17 protein-coding genes, 1 tRNA gene, 3 rRNA genes and 1 pseudogene are annotated in these 20,554 nt (G+C 55.0%); 8 read left to right on the top strand and 14 right to left on the bottom strand.

Annotated features, from left to right (window positions below; all coding sequences use genetic code 11):
- Positions 1 to 22 precede the first annotated feature (22 nt).
- The 4 genes from rrf to B1H58_RS09045 all read right to left on the bottom strand — a co-directional run bounded on the left by rrf (position 23) and on the right by B1H58_RS09045 (position 5,035).
- Positions 23 to 138 (bottom strand): 5S ribosomal RNA (rrf, locus tag B1H58_RS09060).
- Positions 139 to 236: 98 nt separating this feature from the next.
- A 23S ribosomal RNA gene (locus B1H58_RS09055) occupies positions 237 to 3,142 on the bottom strand.
- 191 nt (positions 3,143 to 3,333) lie between these two features.
- Positions 3,334 to 3,409 (bottom strand) — tRNA-Glu (locus B1H58_RS09050).
- Positions 3,410 to 3,493: 84 nt separating this feature from the next.
- Positions 3,494 to 5,035 (bottom strand): 16S ribosomal RNA (locus B1H58_RS09045).
- Together the 16S, 23S and 5S rRNA genes with 1 tRNA gene alongside form the textbook arrangement of a ribosomal RNA operon.
- A gap of 582 nt (positions 5,036 to 5,617) precedes the next feature.
- Here B1H58_RS09045 and purH point away from each other — a divergent pair.
- Both purH and purD read left to right on the top strand, forming a co-directional pair.
- A complete protein-coding gene (gene purH, locus B1H58_RS09035) occupies positions 5,618 to 7,207 on the top strand; it encodes a bifunctional phosphoribosylaminoimidazolecarboxamide formyltransferase/IMP cyclohydrolase (protein WP_085069587.1) in 1,590 nt (529 codons plus the stop codon).
- A gap of 18 nt (positions 7,208 to 7,225) precedes the next feature.
- Positions 7,226 to 8,506: a phosphoribosylamine--glycine ligase gene (purD, locus tag B1H58_RS09030; RefSeq protein WP_085069585.1), complete on the top strand. Its 1,281-nt coding sequence runs from the start codon at positions 7,226 to 7,228 to the stop codon at positions 8,504 to 8,506.
- 48 nt (positions 8,507 to 8,554) lie between these two features.
- Here the strand turns inward: purD and B1H58_RS09025 are convergent, their stop codons facing one another.
- From B1H58_RS09025 to hemE, 5 genes are all read right to left on the bottom strand, one after another.
- Entirely contained in the window at positions 8,555 to 9,199 is a 645-nt protein-coding gene (locus tag B1H58_RS09025; RefSeq protein ID WP_085069583.1) for a DUF1481 domain-containing protein, read from the bottom strand.
- Between the two features lie 85 nt (positions 9,200 to 9,284).
- On the bottom strand, positions 9,285 to 9,557 hold the full coding sequence (gene hupA / locus B1H58_RS09020; RefSeq protein ID WP_085069581.1) for a nucleoid-associated protein HU-alpha: 273 nt from the start codon (positions 9,555 to 9,557) through the stop codon (positions 9,285 to 9,287).
- Positions 9,558 to 9,745: 188 nt separating this feature from the next.
- Positions 9,746 to 10,336 (bottom strand): YjaG family protein, encoded by a 591-nt coding sequence (locus B1H58_RS09015; protein ID WP_085069579.1) that lies wholly within the window; start codon positions 10,334 to 10,336, stop codon positions 9,746 to 9,748.
- A gap of 62 nt (positions 10,337 to 10,398) precedes the next feature.
- Positions 10,399 to 11,064, bottom strand: coding sequence for a deoxyribonuclease V (gene nfi, locus B1H58_RS09010; protein ID WP_085069577.1), 666 nt, complete (start codon positions 11,062 to 11,064; stop codon positions 10,399 to 10,401).
- 2 nt (positions 11,065 to 11,066) lie between these two features.
- A complete protein-coding gene (gene hemE, locus B1H58_RS09005) occupies positions 11,067 to 12,134 on the bottom strand; it encodes a uroporphyrinogen decarboxylase (protein WP_085072270.1) in 1,068 nt (355 codons plus the stop codon).
- Between the two features lie 77 nt (positions 12,135 to 12,211).
- Here hemE and B1H58_RS09000 point away from each other — a divergent pair, with 77 nt between their 5' ends.
- The 3 genes from B1H58_RS09000 to B1H58_RS08990 all read left to right on the top strand — a co-directional run bounded on the left by B1H58_RS09000 (position 12,212) and on the right by B1H58_RS08990 (position 14,089).
- On the top strand, positions 12,212 to 12,403 hold the full coding sequence (locus B1H58_RS09000; RefSeq protein WP_257788826.1) for an IS110 family transposase: 192 nt from the start codon (positions 12,212 to 12,214) through the stop codon (positions 12,401 to 12,403).
- A 390-nt stretch (positions 12,404 to 12,793) separates the two neighbouring features.
- Positions 12,794 to 13,270, top strand: coding sequence for a DUF2243 domain-containing protein (locus B1H58_RS08995; RefSeq protein WP_237172465.1), 477 nt, complete (start codon positions 12,794 to 12,796; stop codon positions 13,268 to 13,270).
- A 12-nt stretch (positions 13,271 to 13,282) separates the two neighbouring features.
- Entirely contained in the window at positions 13,283 to 14,089 is an 807-nt protein-coding gene (locus B1H58_RS08990; RefSeq protein ID WP_237172464.1) for a cytochrome c oxidase assembly protein, read from the top strand.
- 251 nt (positions 14,090 to 14,340) lie between these two features.
- On the opposite strand, the gene B1H58_RS08985 is transcribed toward B1H58_RS08990, so the two are convergent.
- Positions 14,341 to 14,769, bottom strand: coding sequence for an Rrf2 family transcriptional regulator (locus B1H58_RS08985; RefSeq protein WP_085069573.1), 429 nt, complete (start codon positions 14,767 to 14,769; stop codon positions 14,341 to 14,343).
- A 136-nt stretch (positions 14,770 to 14,905) separates the two neighbouring features.
- On the opposite strand from B1H58_RS08985, the gene B1H58_RS08980 reads away from it, so the two are divergent.
- The 3 genes from B1H58_RS08980 to arsH all read left to right on the top strand — a co-directional run bounded on the left by B1H58_RS08980 (position 14,906) and on the right by arsH (position 17,146).
- Complete coding sequence (locus B1H58_RS08980) at positions 14,906 to 15,793, top strand: NAD(P)/FAD-dependent oxidoreductase (protein ID WP_085069572.1); 888 nt, start codon at positions 14,906 to 14,908, stop codon at positions 15,791 to 15,793.
- Positions 15,794 to 16,094: 301 nt separating this feature from the next.
- On the top strand, positions 16,095 to 16,427 hold the full coding sequence (locus B1H58_RS08975) for an ArsR/SmtB family transcription factor (RefSeq protein ID WP_085069570.1): 333 nt from the start codon (positions 16,095 to 16,097) through the stop codon (positions 16,425 to 16,427).
- Between the two features lie 26 nt (positions 16,428 to 16,453).
- Positions 16,454 to 17,146, top strand: a complete 693-nt coding sequence (gene arsH / locus B1H58_RS08970) for an arsenical resistance protein ArsH (protein WP_237172486.1) — start codon at positions 16,454 to 16,456, stop codon at positions 17,144 to 17,146.
- 65 nt (positions 17,147 to 17,211) lie between these two features.
- Here arsH and arsC read toward each other — a convergent pair whose 3' ends face one another.
- The 4 genes and pseudogenes from arsC to nudC all read right to left on the bottom strand — a co-directional run bounded on the left by arsC (position 17,212) and on the right by nudC (position 20,462).
- Complete coding sequence (gene arsC / locus B1H58_RS08965; RefSeq protein ID WP_085069567.1) at positions 17,212 to 17,640, bottom strand: glutaredoxin-dependent arsenate reductase; 429 nt, start codon at positions 17,638 to 17,640, stop codon at positions 17,212 to 17,214.
- A 49-nt stretch (positions 17,641 to 17,689) separates the two neighbouring features.
- Positions 17,690 to 18,987, bottom strand: a pseudogene (locus B1H58_RS08960) (arsenic transporter).
- Positions 18,988 to 19,076: 89 nt separating this feature from the next.
- Complete coding sequence (locus B1H58_RS08955; protein WP_007749371.1) at positions 19,077 to 19,430, bottom strand: metalloregulator ArsR/SmtB family transcription factor; 354 nt, start codon at positions 19,428 to 19,430, stop codon at positions 19,077 to 19,079.
- Between the two features lie 258 nt (positions 19,431 to 19,688).
- Complete coding sequence (nudC, locus tag B1H58_RS08950) at positions 19,689 to 20,462, bottom strand: NAD(+) diphosphatase (RefSeq protein ID WP_085069565.1); 774 nt, start codon at positions 20,460 to 20,462, stop codon at positions 19,689 to 19,691.
- Positions 20,463 to 20,554: the final 92 nt, after the last annotated feature.

The following is a 20,554-nucleotide window of genomic DNA, read 5'->3' as shown; positions in this document are numbered from 1 at the left end:
GAGGCTCCGTCGTTGTTTTGATGCCTGGCAGTTCCCTACTCTCGCATGGGGAGGCCCCACACTACCATCGGCGCTGCGGCGTTTCACTTCTGAGTTCGGCATGGGGTCAGGTGGGACCACCGCGCTCTCGCCGCCAGGCAAATTCTGTTTCCGCACGCCGCCCGCAGGGCCACGCACGCGTATCCGTCAACAAGGCTGAAAATACTCTCAGTTCCCCAAAACGCTTCCGGCGTTGTAAGGTTAAGCCTCACGGGTCATTAGTACCGGTTAGCTCAACGCATCGCTGCGCTTACACACCCGGCCTATCAACGTCGTCGTCTTCAACGTCCCTTCAGGGGGCTCAGGGCCCCAGGGAAGACTCATCTCGAGGCAAGTTTCGTGCTTAGATGCTTTCAGCACTTATCTCTTCCGCACTTAGCTACCGGGCAGTGCCATTGGCATGACAACCCGAACACCAGCGGTGCGTTCACTCCGGTCCTCTCGTACTAGGAGCAACCCCTCTCAGTCTTCCAGCGCCCACGGCAGATAGGGACCGAACTGTCTCACGACGTTCTAAACCCAGCTCGCGTACCACTTTAAATGGCGAACAGCCATACCCTTGGGACCTACTTCAGCCCCAGGATGTGATGAGCCGACATCGAGGTGCCAAACACCGCCGTCGATATGAACTCTTGGGCGGTATCAGCCTGTTATCCCCGGAGTACCTTTTATCCGTTGAGCGATGGCCCTTCCATTCAGAACCACCGGATCACTATGACCTGCTTTCGCACCTGCTCGAACCGTCACTCTCGCAGTCAAGCCAGCTTATGCCATTGCACTAACCTCACGATGTCCGACCGTGATTAGCTGACCTTCGTACTCCTCCGTTACACTTTGGGAGGAGACCGCCCCAGTCAAACTACCCACCAGACACTGTCCCCACGCCAGATTATGGCGCCAGGTTAGAACATCAAACATTAAAGGGTGGTATTTCAAGGATGGCTCCGTGCGAACTGGCGTCCGCACTTCACTGCCTCCCACCTATCCTGCACATCAAGGCTCAATGTTCAGTGTCAAGCTGTAGTAAAGGTTCACGGGGTCTTTCCGTCTTGCCGCGGGTACACTGCATCTTCACAGCGAGTTCAATTTCACTGAGTCTCGGGTGGAGACAGCCTGGCCATCATTACGCCATTCGTGCAGGTCGGAACTTACCCGACAAGGAATTTCGCTACCTTAGGACCGTTATAGTTACGGCCGCCGTTTACCGGGGCTTCGATCAGGAGCTTCAGGTTGCCCTTAACCCCATCAATTAACCTTCCGGCACCGGGCAGGCGTCACACCGTATACGTCCACTTTCGTGTTTGCACAGTGCTGTGTTTTTAATAAACAGTTGCAGCCAGCTGGTATCTTCGACTGGCTTCGGCTCGGGGAGCAAGTCCCTCCACCTACGCGCCAGCGTGCCTTCTCCCGAAGTTACGGCACCATTTTGCCTAGTTCCTTCACCCGAGTTCTCTCAAGCGCCTTGGTATTCTCTACCTGACCACCTGTGTCGGTTTGGGGTACGATTCGTTGTTACCTGATGCTTAGAGGCTTTTCCTGGAAGCAGGGCATTTGTTGCTTCAGCACCGTAGTGCCTCGTCATCACGCCTCAGCCTTAACTTTCCGGATTTGCCTGGAAAGTCAGCCTACACGCTTAAACCGGGACAACCGTCGCCCGGCCAACATAGCCTTCTCCGTCCCCCCTTCGCAGTAACACCGAGTACGGGAATATTAACCCGTTTCCCATCGACTACGCCTTTCGGCCTCGCCTTAGGGGTCGACTCACCCTGCCCCGATTAACGTTGGACAGGAACCCTTGGTCTTCCGGCGAGCGGGCTTTTCACCCGCTTTATCGTTACTTATGTCAGCATTCGCACTTCTGATACCTCCAGCAGACCTCACAGTCCACCTTCAGCGGCTTACAGAACGCTCCCCTACCCAACAACACTTACGTGTCGCTGCCGCAGCTTCGGTGCATGGTTTAGCCCCGTTACATCTTCCGCGCAGGCCGACTCGACCAGTGAGCTATTACGCTTTCTTTAAATGATGGCTGCTTCTAAGCCAACATCCTGGCTGTCTGGGCCTTCCCACATCGTTTCCCACTTAACCATGACTTTGGGACCTTAGCTGGCGGTCTGGGTTGTTTCCCTCTTCACGACGGACGTTAGCACCCGCCGTGTGTCTCCCGTGATAACATTCTCCGGTATTCGCAGTTTGCATCGGGTTGGTAAGCCGGGATGGCCCCCTAGCCGAAACAGTGCTCTACCCCCGGAGATGAGTTCACGAGGCGCTACCTAAATAGCTTTCGGGGAGAACCAGCTATCTCCCGGTTTGATTGGCCTTTCACCCCCAGCCACAGGTCATCCGCTAATTTTTCAACATTAGTCGGTTCGGTCCTCCAGTTAGTGTTACCCAACCTTCAACCTGCCCATGGCTAGATCACCGGGTTTCGGGTCTATACCCTGCAACTTAGCGCCCGGTTAAGACTCGGTTTCCCTACGGCTCCCCTATACGGTTAACCTTGCTACAGAATATAAGTCGCTGACCCATTATACAAAAGGTACGCAGTCACCCCATAAAGAGGCTCCCACTGCTTGTACGTACACGGTTTCAGGTTCTGTTTCACTCCCCTCGCCGGGGTTCTTTTCGCCTTTCCCTCACGGTACTGGTTCACTATCGGTCAGTCAGGAGTATTTAGCCTTGGAGGATGGTCCCCCCATATTCAGACAGGATACCACGTGTCCCGCCCTACTCATCGAGCTCACAACACATGCATCTTCGTGTACGGGACTGTCACCCTGTACCGTGCGCCTTTCCAGACGCTTCCACTGACACACATGCTGATTCAGGCTCTGGGCTGTTCCCCGTTCGCTCGCCGCTACTCAGGGAATCTCGGTTGATTTCTTTTCCTCGGGGTACTTAGATGTTTCAGTTCCCCCGGTTCGCCTCATGCCACTATGTATTCATGACATGATAGTGCAACGGATTGCACTGGGTTTCCCCATTCGGGTATCGCCGGTTAATAGCGGTTCATATCACCTTACCGGCGCTTATCGCAGATTAGCACGCCCTTCATCGCCTCTGACTGCCAGGGCATCCACCGTGTACGCTTATTCGCTTAACCTCACAACCCGCAAGCGTCTTGCGACACTCGTGAGTGCGAGAATTGAGAGAATCGTGAACAACTGGATTAAAGTTGTTCCGTTTTCAATTTTCAGCTTGTTTCCGGATTGTTAAAGAGCAATATCTTAAAGCCGACTCGTAAGTCAGTTTTAAGATAATTTGGCAGGTGACTTTCACTCACAGACCAGCAAGTGGCGTCCCCTAGGGGATTCGAACCCCTGTTACCGCCGTGAAAGGGCGGTGTCCTGGGCCTCTAGACGAAGGGGACACTGAGTCTGCTTCGCAAGACGCCTTGCTCGTACATTTCATCAGACAATCTGTGTGAGCACTTCACGGCCGGGATTCAGCATGGTAAGGAGGTGATCCAACCGCAGGTTCCCCTACGGTTACCTTGTTACGACTTCACCCCAGTCATGAATCACAAAGTGGTAAGCGCCCTCCCGAAGGTTAAGCTACCTACTTCTTTTGCAACCCACTCCCATGGTGTGACGGGCGGTGTGTACAAGGCCCGGGAACGTATTCACCGTGGCATTCTGATCCACGATTACTAGCGATTCCGACTTCACGGAGTCGAGTTGCAGACTCCGATCCGGACTACGACGCACTTTATGAGGTCCGCTTGCTCTCGCGAGGTCGCTTCTCTTTGTATGCGCCATTGTAGCACGTGTGTAGCCCTGGCCGTAAGGGCCATGATGACTTGACGTCATCCCCACCTTCCTCCGGTTTATCACCGGCAGTCTCCCTTGAGTTCCCGACCGAATCGCTGGCAACAAAGGATAAGGGTTGCGCTCGTTGCGGGACTTAACCCAACATTTCACAACACGAGCTGACGACAGCCATGCAGCACCTGTCTCACGGTTCCCGAAGGCACTTCCGCATCTCTGCAGAATTCCGTGGATGTCAAGGCCAGGTAAGGTTCTTCGCGTTGCATCGAATTAAACCACATGCTCCACCGCTTGTGCGGGCCCCCGTCAATTCATTTGAGTTTTAACCTTGCGGCCGTACTCCCCAGGCGGTCGACTTAACGCGTTAGCTCCGGAAGCCACGAGTCAAGCTCACAGCCTCCAAGTCGACATCGTTTACGGCGTGGACTACCAGGGTATCTAATCCTGTTTGCTCCCCACGCTTTCGCACCTGAGCGTCAGTCTTTGTCCAGGGGGCCGCCTTCGCCACCGGTATTCCTCCAGATCTCTACGCATTTCACCGCTACACCTGGAATTCTACCCCCCTCTACAAGACTCTAGCCTGCCAGTTTCGAATGCAGTTCCCGGGTTGAGCCCGGGGATTTCACATCCGACTTGACAGACCGCCTGCGTGCGCTTTACGCCCAGTAATTCCGATTAACGCTTGCACCCTCCGTATTACCGCGGCTGCTGGCACGGAGTTAGCCGGTGCTTCTTCTGCGGGTAACGTCAATGAACCAGGTTATTAACCTCGCTCCCTTCCTCCCCGCTGAAAGTACTTTACAACCCGAAGGCCTTCTTCATACACGCGGCATGGCTGCATCAGGCTTGCGCCCATTGTGCAATATTCCCCACTGCTGCCTCCCGTAGGAGTCTGGACCGTGTCTCAGTTCCAGTGTGGCTGGTCATCCTCTCAGACCAGCTAGGGATCGTCGCCTAGGTGAGCCGTTACCCCACCTACTAGCTAATCCCATCTGGGTTCATCCGATGGTGTGAGGCCCGAAGGTCCCCCACTTTGGTCTTGCGACGTTATGCGGTATTAGCCACCGTTTCCAGTGGTTATCCCCCTCCATCGGGCAGATCCCCAGACATTACTCACCCGTCCGCCACTCGTCAGCAGAGCAGCAAGCTGCTCTCTGTTACCGTTCGACTTGCATGTGTTAGGCCTGCCGCCAGCGTTCAATCTGAGCCATGATCAAACTCTTCAATTTAAAAGTCTGATGCTCAAAGAAAAACGTCGTAATGAATTACGTGTTCACTCTGAGACTTGATACTGCAATAGTTTTTGCGATATCCCGTCCGTGAGTGCCCACACAGATTGTCTGATAAATTGTTAAAGAGCAGTGCGACCGGCGCTTCGTGCCGTTGTCGCGAGGTGGCGTATATTACGCTTTCCTCTTTCAGAGTCAACCCCTTTTTTCAGAAGTTTTTCTCCGGCGATTCAGACTTCGCTGAACCGCTCAACACCGCGTGGCGTAAGCCGTTGTGCCGTGTCGATGGAGGCGCATTATAGGGAGTTCTCCGCTGCCTGCAACCGCTAAATTGCAAAAAAATGACTGTTTGCTGCAATCCCCAGCAAAAGCCCGGTTTATACGCAGTTATCCACAGATTTATGCACGTAGCAGCTGGATTCTAATTTAGGCGAGCATCGCGCAAACGTTTTCGCTACAATGCCAGCCGACGTTATTAATGCCCCTGATGGGGCGTTACCTGAAGCTTACCTTTATAAAAGGCCTGTTAAGCTTGATGTAACGCTCTTTACTTGCGAACCAAAGCCAAGGGATAAAACCACCATGCAACAACGTCGTCCTGTACGCCGCGCTCTGCTCAGCGTGTCTGATAAAGCCGGTATCGTCGAATTCGCTCAGGCTCTTTCTCAAAGAGGCGTCGAGCTTCTCTCCACTGGCGGCACCGCTCGCCTGCTGGCTGACGCTGGCCTGCCGGTTACCGAAGTTTCTGATTACACCGGTTTCCCGGAAATGATGGATGGACGCGTTAAAACTCTGCATCCGAAAGTACACGGTGGCATTCTCGGACGTCGCGGGCAGGATGATGAGATCATGAGTCAGCATCAGATCGCGCCAATTGATATGGTCGTGGTTAATCTTTATCCCTTTGCTCAGACCGTCGCGCGTGAAGGCTGTACGCTGGAAGATGCGGTAGAAAATATCGATATTGGCGGGCCGACCATGGTGCGCTCGGCGGCCAAGAACCATAAGGACGTGGCGATCGTCGTTAAAAGCAGCGACTATCAGGCGATCGTTGCCGAGCTGGATGCTAACGAAAATGCATTAACCTTTGCTACCCGCTTCGATCTCGCTATCAAGGCATTTGAACATACCGCTGCCTATGACAGTATGATTGCTAACTACTTCGGTTGCCTGGTACCGGCTTATCATGGCGAGACCAATGCGCCTTCAGGCCGCTTCCCGCGCACCTTAAATCTGAACTTCATTAAAAAGCAGGACATGCGCTACGGCGAGAACAGCCATCAGCAGGCCGCTTTCTATATTGAAGAAGAGATTAAGGAAGCTTCCGTCGCTACTGCTCATCAATTGCAGGGCAAAGCGCTCTCCTATAATAATATTGCCGATACCGATGCCGCACTGGAGTGCGTGAAAGAGTTTGACGAACCTGCCTGCGTTATCGTTAAGCATGCCAACCCCTGTGGCGTGGCGGTCGGCGGCTCTCTGCTGGAAGCCTACGAGCGCGCGTTCAAAACCGATCCTACCTCCGCTTTTGGCGGCATTATCGCCTTTAACCGCGAACTGGACGAAGCGACTGCACAGGCAATTATTAGCCGTCAGTTTGTTGAAGTGATTATTGCGCCTTCTGCCAGCGACGCGGCCCTGCAGATCACAGCGGCAAAACAGAACGTTCGTGTACTGACCTGCGGTACCTGGCAGCAGCGTGTAGGCGGCCTGGATTTCAAACGCGTTAATGGCGGCCTGCTGGTACAGGATCGCGATTTAGGCATGGTAGACCGTAGCCAGCTGCGCGTGGTCTCTAAACGTCAGCCAACAGAACAGGAGCTGCGTGATGCCCTGTTCTGCTGGAAAGTCGCCAAGTTTGTTAAATCCAACGCCATCGTATATGCGCGCGACAATATGACCATCGGCATTGGCGCCGGTCAGATGAGCCGCGTCTATTCCGCCAGGATTGCCGGTATCAAAGCTGGAGACGAAGGGCTGGAAGTAAAAGGTTCCGCTATGGCCTCTGATGCTTTCTTCCCGTTCCGTGACGGCATTGATGCCGCTGCCGCCGTTGGCGTTAGTTGCGTTATCCAGCCGGGCGGCTCAATTCGCGATGATGAAGTGATTGCCGCCGCAGACGAACACGGTATCGCGATGATCTTTACCGATATGCGTCATTTCCGTCATTAATCGCCTGGAGAGTCATAAATGAATATCTTGATCATTGGTAACGGCGGCCGCGAGCATGCGCTGGCATGGAAAGCGGCTCAGTCTCCCCTGGCGGATCGCGTCTTTGTCGCGCCGGGCAACGCGGGTACCGCTTTGGAGCCTGCGCTACAGAATATTGATATCGCAGCTACCGATATCCCGGCCTTACTCGCTTTCGCGCAGAGCGAAAAAATAGATTTAACCATCGTTGGCCCTGAAGCGCCGCTGGTAAAAGGCGTGGTCGATGCTTTCCGTAAAGCGGGACTGAAAATTTTTGGCCCCACGAAAGCGGCCGCCCAACTGGAAGGCTCTAAAGCTTTTACTAAAGATTTCCTGGCGCGTCACCAGATCCCTACAGCGGAATACCAAAACTTTACCGACGTTGAGCTGGCGCTGCAGTATGTCCACGCTAAAGGCGCGCCGATTGTGATTAAAGCGGACGGTCTGGCAGCCGGTAAAGGCGTGATCGTTGCCATGACGCTGGAAGAAGCGGAAGCCGCAGTGCGGGATATGCTGGCGGGCAATGCCTTTGGCGATGCCGGGCACCGTATCGTGGTAGAAGAGTTTCTTGATGGCGAAGAGGCCAGCTTTATCGTGATGGTGGATGGTGAGCATGTCTTGCCAATGGCGACCAGCCAGGATCATAAACGTGTAGGCGATGGCGATACCGGCCCCAATACTGGCGGCATGGGCGCTTACTCCCCTGCTCCGGTCGTTACGGCGGACATCCACCAGCGCGTGATGGATGAGGTTATCTGGCCAACCGTGCGCGGCATGGCTGCAGAAGGCAATGTCTATACCGGTTTCCTGTATGCCGGGTTGATGATTGGCCAGGATGGTCAGCCGAAAGTCATTGAATTTAACTGCCGCTTTGGCGATCCGGAAACGCAGCCAATCATGCTGCGCCTGCAGTCAGACCTGGTTGAGCTCTGTCTGGCTGCCTGCGAAGGCAAACTGGATGAAACAGAGTCGCTGTGGGATGAGCGTCCGGCGCTGGGCGTGGTATTGGCCGCTGGCGGTTATCCTGGCGACTACCGCACCGGCGATGTGATCCACGGCCTGCCATTGGAAGAAGTAGCCGATGGTAAAATTTTCCATGCCGGAACGCGTCTGGAAAATGATCTGGTTACCACCAACGGCGGGCGCGTACTTTGCGTAACGGCGCTTGGTGCCGATGTCGCTGCGGCACAGCGTCGCGCCTATGAGCTGGCAACGTCTGTTTCATGGGATGGTAGCTTCTGCCGTCGTGATATCGGCTATCGCGCTATCGGACGGAAATAATCTCTGCTGCGGTTCCGCTGTTCCGGCGGAGCCGCGCTTCACGCCTGACTAAAAGTCCGCTTCTTGCGGTTCCCACTGGCAGTCATCCTCCGTTGACACCTCCAACAGCTGCGTGCCCGCAGGCGCTTCCAGCCAGGCGACGCTGACCTTAGCTCCTGTCTGATGCTGAAGCTGCTCTATTCTTCGCCATTCGTTCTCATCCAGCATCGGCTTGACCTGCTCGCCCTGACAGGTTTGCAGCGTGTCGTTACCCTGCCAGCGTCCCTGCTTCAACAGTACACGCCCGGCCAGCAGCGCATCGCTAATCTTTAACATGCGCTGCGCATCAAATTTATAGAGTTCAACGGCTTGTTCGCTGACCGCCTCGCGGCGTCCCGCCAGCTGTCGCTGCATAAAGCTCAGGCTGCCATCGCCGTCAAAACGCAACGTCACATCATCTGGCCGGGCATCCTTAAGATGGCGTTCAATACTGATAAGATTGCCATCCTGCCACCCATAGCGGGTAAAGACGGTAGCGCCTTCCTGAAACGGCTTAAAGACCGTCAGCATATGCACACTATCCTGATGATTCTTACGCCAGATGCGTACCGCGCCGCGATCGGCCAGATAGCCGCTGGCGGTAAAGTCAGGCAGCGAGGGCTGTGAGCTACAGCCTGCCAGCAGTAACGTCAGAAGTGCAAATAGCCGCTTCATGATGCTCCGTGTTTACAACAGACGACAAAAAAACAAAAGGGCGACAATAATTGCCGCCCTCGTTAAACCTTTCACTGCAACGCGATTACTTAACGGCGTCTTTCAGTGCTTTACCAGATACGAATGCCGGTACGTTAGCAGCAGCAATTTTGATTTCATTACCAGTCTGCGGGTTGCGGCCAGTGCGCTCAGCACGGTGGTTAACTTTAAAAGTACCAAAACCAACCAGTTGTACAGCATCACCATCTTTCAGAGACTCGGTAATTGCAGCCAGGGTGGATTCCAGCGCAGCTTTAGCCTGGGACTTGGAGAGATCCGCTTTCTCTGCAATTACATCAATCAGTTGAGTCTTGTTCATAAGTTATCCTTACAGTGTATTTATCGCTTGCTAAGCATCGAGTGCGAGGGAATAGCCAGATTCTGACACCCTTCAGCCTGCACGCACCGATAGCCACATTTTTCAGCCCCCCAAATGTAGACCAGACAGGGGGCGGATGTGAAGCCTTTAGGCACGACAATTCAGGCGTGAAGTCACGTTTTATCGCGTTATTGCTCTATTTTTATACCAATGTTGCTAATCGCTGCTTCTCGCAGGTCAGAACGCAGTCCTTTTATCAGATCCAGGTCTCGCTCTTCACAGGCTGCCAGCAGGCGAAAAATCTCCCACTGCTCGTCCCATTCTTCTTCAATCGCCGGGAGCGCGCCCAGCTCTTCATCGGTCATTTCGCGACCAGCATGGGTCATTTCCAGCATCGCTACCGTGGTAATGGAGGTCTCGCTAACTTCAATCGCATGCACCAGCGTCTCCCCACTCAAACGCGAATGCAGCAGCTCGCTTAACGCGACGCAAGCGTCAATCGCAGGATAAACACCGTACACCTCGAAATCGTCCGCCAGCGGAATCGCTTCTTCGAGTTTTTCCAGCTGGCTGTCGAAATTGATTTTGGCATCCTTTACCGTCAGCGATTCCCAGATCAGATCGAGAATGCGTCGGTAAAGCTGCGCGTCAGCAAACTGGGTCTGCTGGCAAAAAGCCCAGTAGTTGGGATAGAGGCGCTCGCACAGGCAGGCCATAAAGGTAACATGCTGCCAGCTTTCCAGCTTTTCGAGGCGCAGATGGATGGGGTTACGTAACATGATAAGGTCTCTTTAGCATCATTCTGGCGGCAGTGTAACGCAAAAGAAACCTTCCGGCACGGCTAACCCTCCTGCCAGCGTAGAAAGGCCGTGCGCTCTGATGCAACGGCGTCAGCCCAGCGCGTCGGCTCCGGCAGACGGTAGCCAGCCATACAGTTTTGCACCCACTGCAAAGCGGTATCGATGCTGACGCGATGGCCGGTAGACACAAACAGCGGATTGCAGCGTTTTTTACTGCGCCAGACCCAACCAATTTTCTCGCCTTTATCCATTAGCGGCTGCTGCGAGCCCGGTTCTTCATCGAGCGGCTCAAAGCGTCCGCACAGGCGACGTTTGGCCACGCCGATGGTCGGTACATCCACCAGCATGCCGAAGTGGCTGGCTACGCCGAGCCGCCGTGGATGCGAAATACCATGACCATCGACAAACAGCAGATCGGGTTTCTGCTCCAGCAGTTCCCATGCTGCCAGCAGCGCCGGATATTCGCGGAAAGAAAGGAAGCCTGGGATATAAGGCATGATGGTGGCGATGCGCGCCACCTTATATTCGATAAGCTTTAGCGAAGGATATTCAAGTATAACCATGGCAGCGCGCGTAACGTCGCCACCCTGCTCAAACCCAACGTCCGCGCCGCCAATCAGGCGCGGCGGCATCACATCGAAATCATCATGACGCACCACTTCTGCGGCGTGCTGTAGCTGTTCGGCTCGTAATGCCTGTATATCCATATCTACTCCTTGTGATAAGGACGTGACAGCCGATGCACCGCCTCCACAAATGCGCCTGCATGCTCAGGCGGCACATCCTGATGGATGCCATGTCCTAAATTAAATACGTGCCCGTTACCCTCTCCAAAACCAGCAAGGATTGCGGCCACTTCCTGCTCAATACGTGCAGGCGATGCATAAAGCATAGACGGATCCATATTGCCCTGCAGCGCCACTTTGTCTCCGACGCGACGACGCGCATCGGCAATATCAATGGTCCAGTCCAGTCCCAGCGCATCACAGCCGGTAGCCACCATCGCTTCCAGCCATTGACCGCCGCCCTTGGTAAACAGGGTTACCGGCACGCGACGTCCGTCATTTTCACGGATCAGGCCGTCAACAATCTTATGCATGTAGTGCAGCGAAAATTCCTGGTAATCCGCGCCGGTCAATACGCCGCCCCAGGAGTCAAAAATCATTACCGACTGGGCACCGGCACGAATTTGCGCATTAAGGTAGAGCGTAACGCTGTCCGCCAGCTTATCCAGCATGGCATGCAGCGTTGCCGGCTCGGCATACATCATTTTTTTGATTTTCGTAAAGGCTTTGCTGCTGCCGCCTTCCACCATATAGGTAGCCAGCGTCCACGGGCTGCCGGAGAAGCCGATCAATGGCACCGCACCCTGTAGATTTTTACGGATGGTGCGTACCGCATTCATCACATAGCCCAGTTCCTGTTCCGGATCGGGCACCGGCAATTTATCCACATCGGCACGGCAGGTGATCGGGGAGGCAAAGCGCGGACCTTCGCCCGCTTCAAAAAACAGCCCTAACCCCATCGCATCGGGAATCGTTAAGATGTCAGAAAAGAGAATCGCCGCATCCAGAGGATAGCGACGCAGCGGCTGCAGAGTCACTTCACAGGCCAGCTCGGCATTCTTGCACAGCGACATAAAATCGCCAGCCTGCGCGCGCGTGGCTTTGTATTCCGGCAGATAGCGTCCAGCCTGACGCATCATCCATACCGGCGTTACATCTACCGGCTGGCGTAACAGGGCACGCAGGTAACGATCGTTTTTTAATTCGCTCATCATAAGGCTCTCTCAAATACAGGCGCCTAGTGTAGCAGTTATTCTCACCGGTTAAGCAAGTTTGCCATGGCGCATTACTGACTCAGATGCCTGAACCGGGAACGCTTGATCGTCGTAAGATAAGTGCTCTTATTAGGTTATGTCCTTACTCCAGGGATAGTGGGAGTTTCAGCGGGCGCAAAATGATATGGGGCAGTCGATCTGATATCCGTTCAATGTTGTATATGTCTGTACTTTCGGCTGTGCGCTACAACCCGAGCAGACCTTAGGGCAGCCGATCTTTAATCAGAATCTTTGTCGCCTTAAAAATTGACGTTATAAACGAATGCTTGCAACTGGTGCTGGGGACTGGAGCTAATGTCCGCTTCGTGCCAGAAACGGACATGTCCCTAATCCCTTTGTATTAGTCAAACGAGAGTAGCTTAATTAACCAGACTGAATTGAGCCTAAAATTAAATCACTCAACCTACTGCGGAGGAATGATGCCTTATTTAGCCACGTCTTTTGCAATTCAGTCAGTTAATCGTCGGCCAGATTAGGTGCCTGGCCGTAGCCTGCGCCAGCGGCAACCGCGTGGCGGCTCAGGGCAACCGATCGGGTATCGGTGAATTTCAGCTACGCTTCCTGTTCCGGCGTTTTGATTTTCTCAGGAGAGCACCGTGCCGCCTTCGATTCCCGTTCCGCAGTCCGACCTGAAACGTTCTTTCATCGCCACTCTTCCGCTTGGCATCGGCATGATGGCGGCGATTGATGAAATCATTTTTCATCAGATCCTTGCCTGGCATCACTTTTTTGACTGGGGCACGCCAGCGTTCAGCCTGCTTTCGGACGGCCTGCTGCATTCAGGCGAGCTGATCTTTTTTGTACTCGGCTTTTTTATGTTTGCCGATCTACGCAGCCGCAGACGACTTGATCTCACCGCAGCATGGGCGGGCTTCATTTTGGGCCTGGGCGCTTTTCAGCTGTTTGACGGTATTGTCGACCATAAGCTGCTCAAACTGCATCAGATCCGCTATGTCGATAACCTATGGCTCTACGACCTTGTCTGGAACGCGTTTGGTCTGCTGTTCATCGCGGCGGGCATTCTCCTTTATCGCCGCGCGCGGGCGGCAGCGCGTCTTGAGACGGGAAGGTAGCCAGTGGATCCGATGATGCATCATTCAGGAGGACACCCTTCAGCCGCGCTGTGGCTGCTTCTGGGCATCCTGCCTCTCATCCTGCTCTGCTTTTATCTGCTGGCCGCGGTGCGGCTGCGCCGCACCGCCCGATGGAGCCTCTGGCACCTGGCCAGCTTTACGGCCGGCACACTTGTGATCGTGGCAGCTGTGTTGCCGCCTCTGGCTGACTGGGCGCATCACGATTTACGGGGTCACATGCTGCAGCATCTCTGTCTGGGGATGTTTGGGCCGCTTGGACTGGTATTTGGCGCACCTGGCTCGCTTTTGCTGCGCAGCGTATCCGCGCAGCGGGCACGCAGCATCATGACTATCCTGCGTACCCAGCCGGTGCGATTTTTAATCCATCCGGTTACCGCTGCCTTTTTAGATATTGGCGGGATGTATCTGCTTTATCTCACCCCCTTTTACGCGCTGAGTATGGCCAGTCCTGTCCTGTTTGTTTTTCTTCATCTGCATTTTGTCCTCTCTGGCTACCTGTTTACCTGGTCGGTCGCCGGGCCTGATCCTGCGCCCCATCGTCCGCCGAGATCGGTACGGCTTTTGGTCATCTTCCTGGCCACGGCCGCGCATGCCATTCTCGGTAAACTGATGTACGGCTACGGCTACCCGCACGGCACCGCTGCCAGCCTTGCAGAGATACAGGCGGCCGCGCAGTGGATGTATTACGGCGGCGATATCGCCGAATTCTGCATTATTATCGGCTTTTTCGCGGCGTGGTTCCGGCAGCGCAGCACGCTGCCGGATGCGCTGGTGGATAAAAGCCCCCTGGCCAGATAGCCGCAGCCTGCATGGCGGCGTTTCAGTCCGTTATCTTCAGCCGCTGGCAGCCACGCCGCCCTGCTCGGCGGACGGTTTTTTCGCCGGATTGGCGATCCGGCCCGTCCGTACAGCCAGATGCTGTCCAGGGCCATCGATCCTGATTCACGGCGTTCAGTTAAAACGGCTGGCGCACGGGGAAACAGGGGTTCTGACCGGTTCAGGTCAGGAGCAGACATCAACAGGTCCTCAGCCCGCTCCCGCAGACACACTCAACGCGTCAGATAGCGGCGTTCAAAATCGCCGGCTAACTCTGCCAGGGTGACGCTTTCGAGTCGTTTCAACAGCAGCGCCTGCGCCGCGTCGAACGCTTCGGTTAACGCGGCGTTCACCGCCTGCTCGACCAGGCACTCCGGATGATCGGTCGACAAGCCGATCGCGAACAGTGAAGAGGAGCCCAGCGCCTTATGAATGTCCAGCAGGGTGATATCCGCCAGCGGCTTCGCTAGCGTCCAGCCACCCCGATGGCCTTTTTCCGAACGCACATAGCCCTTTTCTTTCAGCAGCGCCATGGTGCGCCGCACCACCACTGGGTTGGTATTAAGCATCTCCGCGATGGTATCCGACGTGGCGGGCCGGTCATGCCGGGACATGTGGATCAATACGTGCAGCATGCGGGAGAGACGGGTGTCATTTCTCATGTCGATCGCTTCCTGAAGAACGGGCGATGAGCATAACTCGAAACAGTATAAGTTACGAAAGTATTGACACCCCATTATCAAGTAACTTATGTTGTATCGAAACTCACCCGGCCGTTGCAGATCTCAGGAGAGCAAAATGGTTTATGACACGATTATCGTCGGCGGCAGCTACGCCGGTATTTCCGCAGGCCTGCAGCTCGCACGGGCGCGCCGGCAGATTTTGATCATCGATGCAGGGCAACGCCGCAACCGCTTTGCTTACAGCTCGCACGGCTTTCTGGGGCAGGACGGAGAGCATCCCGGCGCGATAGCCAGTAAGGCGCGCGAGCAGCTGATGGCCTATCCCACGGTCGAATGGGTGACGGACACCGCCATCCATGCAAAAGCGGAGCAAGAGGGCTATGCCATCGTTGTCGGATCCGGGCAGTCTTTTGCGGCGCGCCGCCTGATTCTGGCGACGGGTGTGAAGGATGAGCTGCCGGCCCTCCCTGGCCTGACCGCGCTGTGGGGAAAGAAGGTTTTTCACTGTCCCTATTGCCACGGGTATGAACTGAACGGCGGAATGATCGGCGTGCTGGCATCATCGCCGCTGGCTATCCATCAGGCGTTGATGCTGCCGGACTGGGGGCCAACCACGCTGTTCCTCAATGAGGCCTACACACCGGATGCCGCGCAGCTCGCCCAGCTGGCCCGACGTGGCGTAACGGTAGAAGCCGAGCCGGTTTTGTCCATCGGGGAAGATCAGGCTGATATCACCCTCGCCAGCGGGCGAATAATCAGGCTTGCCGGGCTGTTTATTCAGCCCCGGACACGCCTGAGTTCTCCTTTAGCCGTTCAGCTCGGATGTGAGCTGGAAGCAGGGCCAACCGGAGAGTTTATTAAGGTGGATGCGATGCGCGAAACGAACGTTCCCGGCGTATTTGCCTGCGGGGATGCGGCGGTTGCCGCAGGCAACGTGGCCATTGCCGTCGGCGACGGCGCGCGCACAGGCGCCGCCGCTCATCAGTCTCTGATATTTCGCTGAAAGCGAGGGAGGTTATTCTTTGAGCAGGAAAGGATGGGGAATTACAATTGTTCCTTTCCCGCCGGGTGGCTCCACGTCAGGGAATATTCAACGTTGATACCGACTTTGCAGGTTAGCGGAGTGAGGCTCAACGATCCGTAACGGCAGAGAGCCGGAGGGGCCATCAGGATACTGATACTAATGTCCGCTATGTGCCATAAGCGGACAATCAGCCTTGACGATTGCTCAAATACAAAGATTTCGCGCCTGTTTGACTCCATCATTATTTCTATTATTCTGGAAGTATAGTTTTGGAGGAGATATGGATTTAAACACTGCAGCAAATGCACTCCGTGAGTTAGGACACCCAACGCGCCTGAGCATTTATCGGGAGCTGGTTAAGGCGGGCCATGATGGCCTGCCGGTCGGCGAACTGCAGAAGCGCCTCGGCATTCCGGCCTCCACGCTCAGCCATCACCTTTCTGCGCTGATGTCCGCCGGCCTGATCAACCAGGAACGGCAGAGCCGCACCCTGTTCTGCAGACCGTGCTATGCGCAGCTTGAACAGCTGATGGCCTTTCTTACAGAAGAATGCTGCGCAGGCGGCAGCTGCAGGCTGTCACCCGCGACGACTCACGAAGAGACCTCATTGTGAACAACATCAAAGATACCCTGAAAAACATTGACCTCGCGCTTCTGGACGCGCCGCTGACGGAAGAGAAACTGCGTGCCAAAGAAGTAGCACACCCGCCCCGCATTCTGATGCTCTACGGCTCGCTGCGGGAACGCTCATACAGCCGTCTCACCACGGAAGAGGCGGCCCGGCTGCTGACGGCAATGGGTACCGAAGTGAAAATTTTTAACCCGTCCGGCCTGCCGCTGCCCGACGACGCTCCGGAGACGCACCCGAAAGTTGAGGAGCTGCGCGAGCTGGTTCTCTGGTCGGAAGGCATGGTCTGGTGCTCACCGGAGCGTCACGGCGCCATGACCGGCATCATGAAGGCGCAGATTGACTGGATACCGCTGACGTCAGGGGCGGTCCGCCCGACGCAGGGGAAAACCCTGGCCGTCATGCAGGTCAGCGGCGGCTCGCAGTCTTTCAACGCCGTTAACCAGATGCGCATTCTGGGGCGCTGGATGCGTATGATCACTATCCCGAATCAGTCATCCGTGGCAAAAGCCTGGGCCGAATTTGATGAAGATGGTCGCATGAAGCCTTCGCCTTACTACGACCGCATCGTGGACGTAATGGAGGAGCTGATGAAGTTCACTCTGCTGACGCGCGGGCGCAGTGACTACCTGACCGATCGCTACAGCGAAAGGAAAGAGAGTGCCGCGCAGCTGTCTGAGCGGGTTAATCAGCGCAGTATATGAAAAAAGCCGGCATCTGCCGGCTTCTGTTTTTGCGTCTCCCTTCCTGTCGGCAGCACGCTGAAAAATTAGTGGCTGATCCGGTTTCCGTGTTCATCAATGACTTTTTCGCCGTCCTCTTTCGTAAACGCTTTCTGCTGCCGGTCAGGCAGAATGTCCAGAACCGCTTCAGACGGACGACAGAGCCTTGTGCCGAGCGGCGTCACGACCACCGGGCGGTTGATGAGGATGGGGTGAGCCAGCATCGCATTCAGCAGTTCATCATCGCTGAACCGGTCTTCTGCCAGCCCCAGATGCTCATACGGCTCTGTATTTTTACGCAGCAGGGCGCGTGCGCTGATACCCATATCAGCTATCAGCTTTTTAAGCTCGTCGCGGGATGGTGGCGTCTCCAGATACAAAATCACTGTTGGCTCCACGCCACTGTTGCGGATAAGCGCCAGAGTATTACGGGACGTTCCGCAGGCCGGGTTGTGGTAAATAGTGATATCAGTCATAAACGGTACTCCGTTACGGGGCTGCGCAGACGCAGCCCCGGGGTTAAGGTTAAACAGACAGGCGCAGGGCCAGCGCGGCCAGCGTCACAAAAAGCACCGGCAGGGTCATCACAATGCCCACGCGGAAGTAGTAGCCCCAGCTGACGGTGATGTTTTTCTGCGCCAGAACGTGCAGCCACAGCAGGGTCGCCAGGCTGCCGATGGGTGTGATTTTCGGGCCGAGATCGCAGCCGATGATGTTGGCGTAAATCATCGCCTCCTTCACCGCGCCCTGAGCCGTGCTGCCATCAATGGACAGGGCACCGACCAGGACGGTAGGCATGTTGTTCATCACCGATGACAGAAAGGCCGTCAAAAAACCGGTGCCGAGCGTGGCACCCCAGACGCCGTGCTCTGCAAACCGGTTCAGGATGGCTGAGAGGTAATCCGTCAGCCCGGCGTTGCGCAGGCCATACACCACGAGATACATACCCAGCGAGAAGATGACGATCTGCCAGGGCGCGCCCTTCAGCACTTTACGGGTGTCAATTAACGGGTGTCAATTACGTGCCCTTTCCGGGCAACAAGCCACAGAATAAATGCCGCCACCGCAGCCACCAGACTGACCGGAACGCCGAGCGGCTCCAGGGCAAAAAAACCGGCCAGCAGCAGGAGCAGGACCAGCCATCCGGCTTTAAAAGTTCGCATGTCACGAATGGCTTCCCGTGGCACCTTCAGTTTCGCCAGGTCATAAGTGACCGGGAGGTCTTTACGGAAGAAGAGGTGAAGCATAACCAGCGTGACCGCCACGGACGCGATATTTACCGGCACCATGACAGATGCATATTCGCTGAACCCCAACTTAAAAAAGTCCGCCGTCACGATGTTGACCAGGTTCGATACGATGAGCGGCAGGCTGGATGTGTCCGCGATAAAGCCTGCCGCCATCACAAACGCCAGCGTGGCGCCGGGGCTAAAGCCCAACGCCAGCAGCATAGCAATGACGATTGGCGTCAGGATAAGCGCCGCTCCATCATTGGCGAACAGTGCCGCTACCGTTGCGCCCAGCAGAACAATATACGTAAAAAGCAGCCTGCCTCTGCCGCTTCCCCAGTGGGAAACGTGCAGTGCAGCCCACTCAAAAAAGCCAGACTCATCAAGCAGCAGGCTGATGATAATAACCGCGATAAACGTGGCCGTGGCGTTCCAGACAATCTGCCAGACAACCGGAATATCACCGATATGCACCACGCCGGTCAGCAGCGCCAGCGCGGCCCCGATAACCGCACTCCAGCCAATACTGAGTCCCTTTGGCTGCCAGATAACCAGCACCAGTGTCAGGACGAATATAGCGCCTGCCAGAAACATACTTTCTCCTTTGGATATAAAGCCTGCAAACCGGACTAAAGATAGCCCTGCCAACAAGTATGAAAAATCATATGTGTTTGGGTAAATTTTTAAATGCAGACAGGCTTGCCGTTGGTGGTCGCGTTATTCCTTTCAGCCTGCTGACTGAGTTGCAGAATGTCATCGCGCTGACACAGGTAAGCCTGCTCAATCACCGCAGCAGCCCAGGCGGGCATGTGTGGTGATAACCGATAATAAATCCACTTGCCGTCACGCCTGTCGATAAGCAGACCGGCGTCTCTGAGTAACGCCAGATGCCGGGAAATTTTAGGCTGACTTTCTTTCAGCATTGACGTGAGTTCACAGACGCAAAGCTCTCCTTTTTCGCGCAACAGCAGCACCAGACTGAGTCGTGTTTCATCAGAGAGATTTTTGAAAAGCTGAAGAGGCTGAAATTGAGGCATGATGACTCCTGAGTCCGGAATTGAAGACATTCTCGCTGCCTGCAATCTGTGAGTCAATCATATATTCATTAATTCAGATATGTTTATCTGGCAATGGCTCATCTTGTGATAATTCGTTTACGGTATGCCTGCACAGGTAAACCAGAAGGATGCAATCAATCTTCGAGCATTCAACGTCCGCTTTTCGCTCATAGCGGACGTTCATCGTTTACAATTTCTGCGTAAAGTTTCCGCCTGCCTGATTGATATCAAACACAACTATTCATCCGCTGCGCGACAGAGCGCTACCGTATCTTCAATCAGGCGGCGGGCAACGGTGCCAGCTGGAGGCAACTGCGGCAGAGCGTCATAACGAAACCAGTCGGCATCGATCAGCTCGTTATTATCGATTTGCAGTTCGCCTCCTTCATATTCCGCCATAAACGCCATCATCAGCGAATGAGGAAAGGGCCAGGGCTGAGAGGTGACATAGCGCAGATTTTTCACCCGCACGCTGCTCTCCTCCATAACTTCACGCGCCACCGCCTGCTCCAGCGTTTCGCCAACTTCAACAAACCCCGCCAGCACGGTGTAAATACTGTTGCGATGGCTTGCATGCTGCGCCAGCAAAATTTTATCGTCACGCCGGATGGCGACAATAATGCAGGGAGCGATTTGCGGATAGTAACGCTGTCGGCAATGGCCGCAGAGGCAGGCATTTTCACGACTGCTGAGATGCATTTCATGACCGCAGTAGCCGCAATAACGATGTGAACGAATAAACTCAGCCAGCTGTACGCCGCGACCTGCCAACTGAAACAGCCCGCTATCGATATCGATAATTTGTCGTATCGATCCCATCTGATCGTGACGGTTCTCACGGATCAACCAGACCGGGTCGCCCTGCCATTCGCCGATAATCGCGCCCTGCGATCCCACCAGACCACAATTTTCTGCCGTACCGTACGGTAATTCACCGTTTGGCAACCAAATTTTTTGTTCGTGGCTGACAACCCACCAGCCAGCGTCTACGCTTTTGATCGCACGTTCCATAAAAAAGTCATCCTTTGCTTCAGCACTTTTGTGACTGGGGCCGTAATTATTCTTAAAAGTGGAACGGATACGGGACACAGCCTCTGTACTGA

Origin of the sequence: Pantoea alhagi, assembly GCF_002101395.1 — a bacterium.
GTDB classification, from domain to species: Bacteria; Pseudomonadota; Gammaproteobacteria; order Enterobacterales; family Enterobacteriaceae; genus Mixta; species Mixta alhagi.
This window is presented reverse-complemented; position numbering and strand designations above follow the sequence as displayed.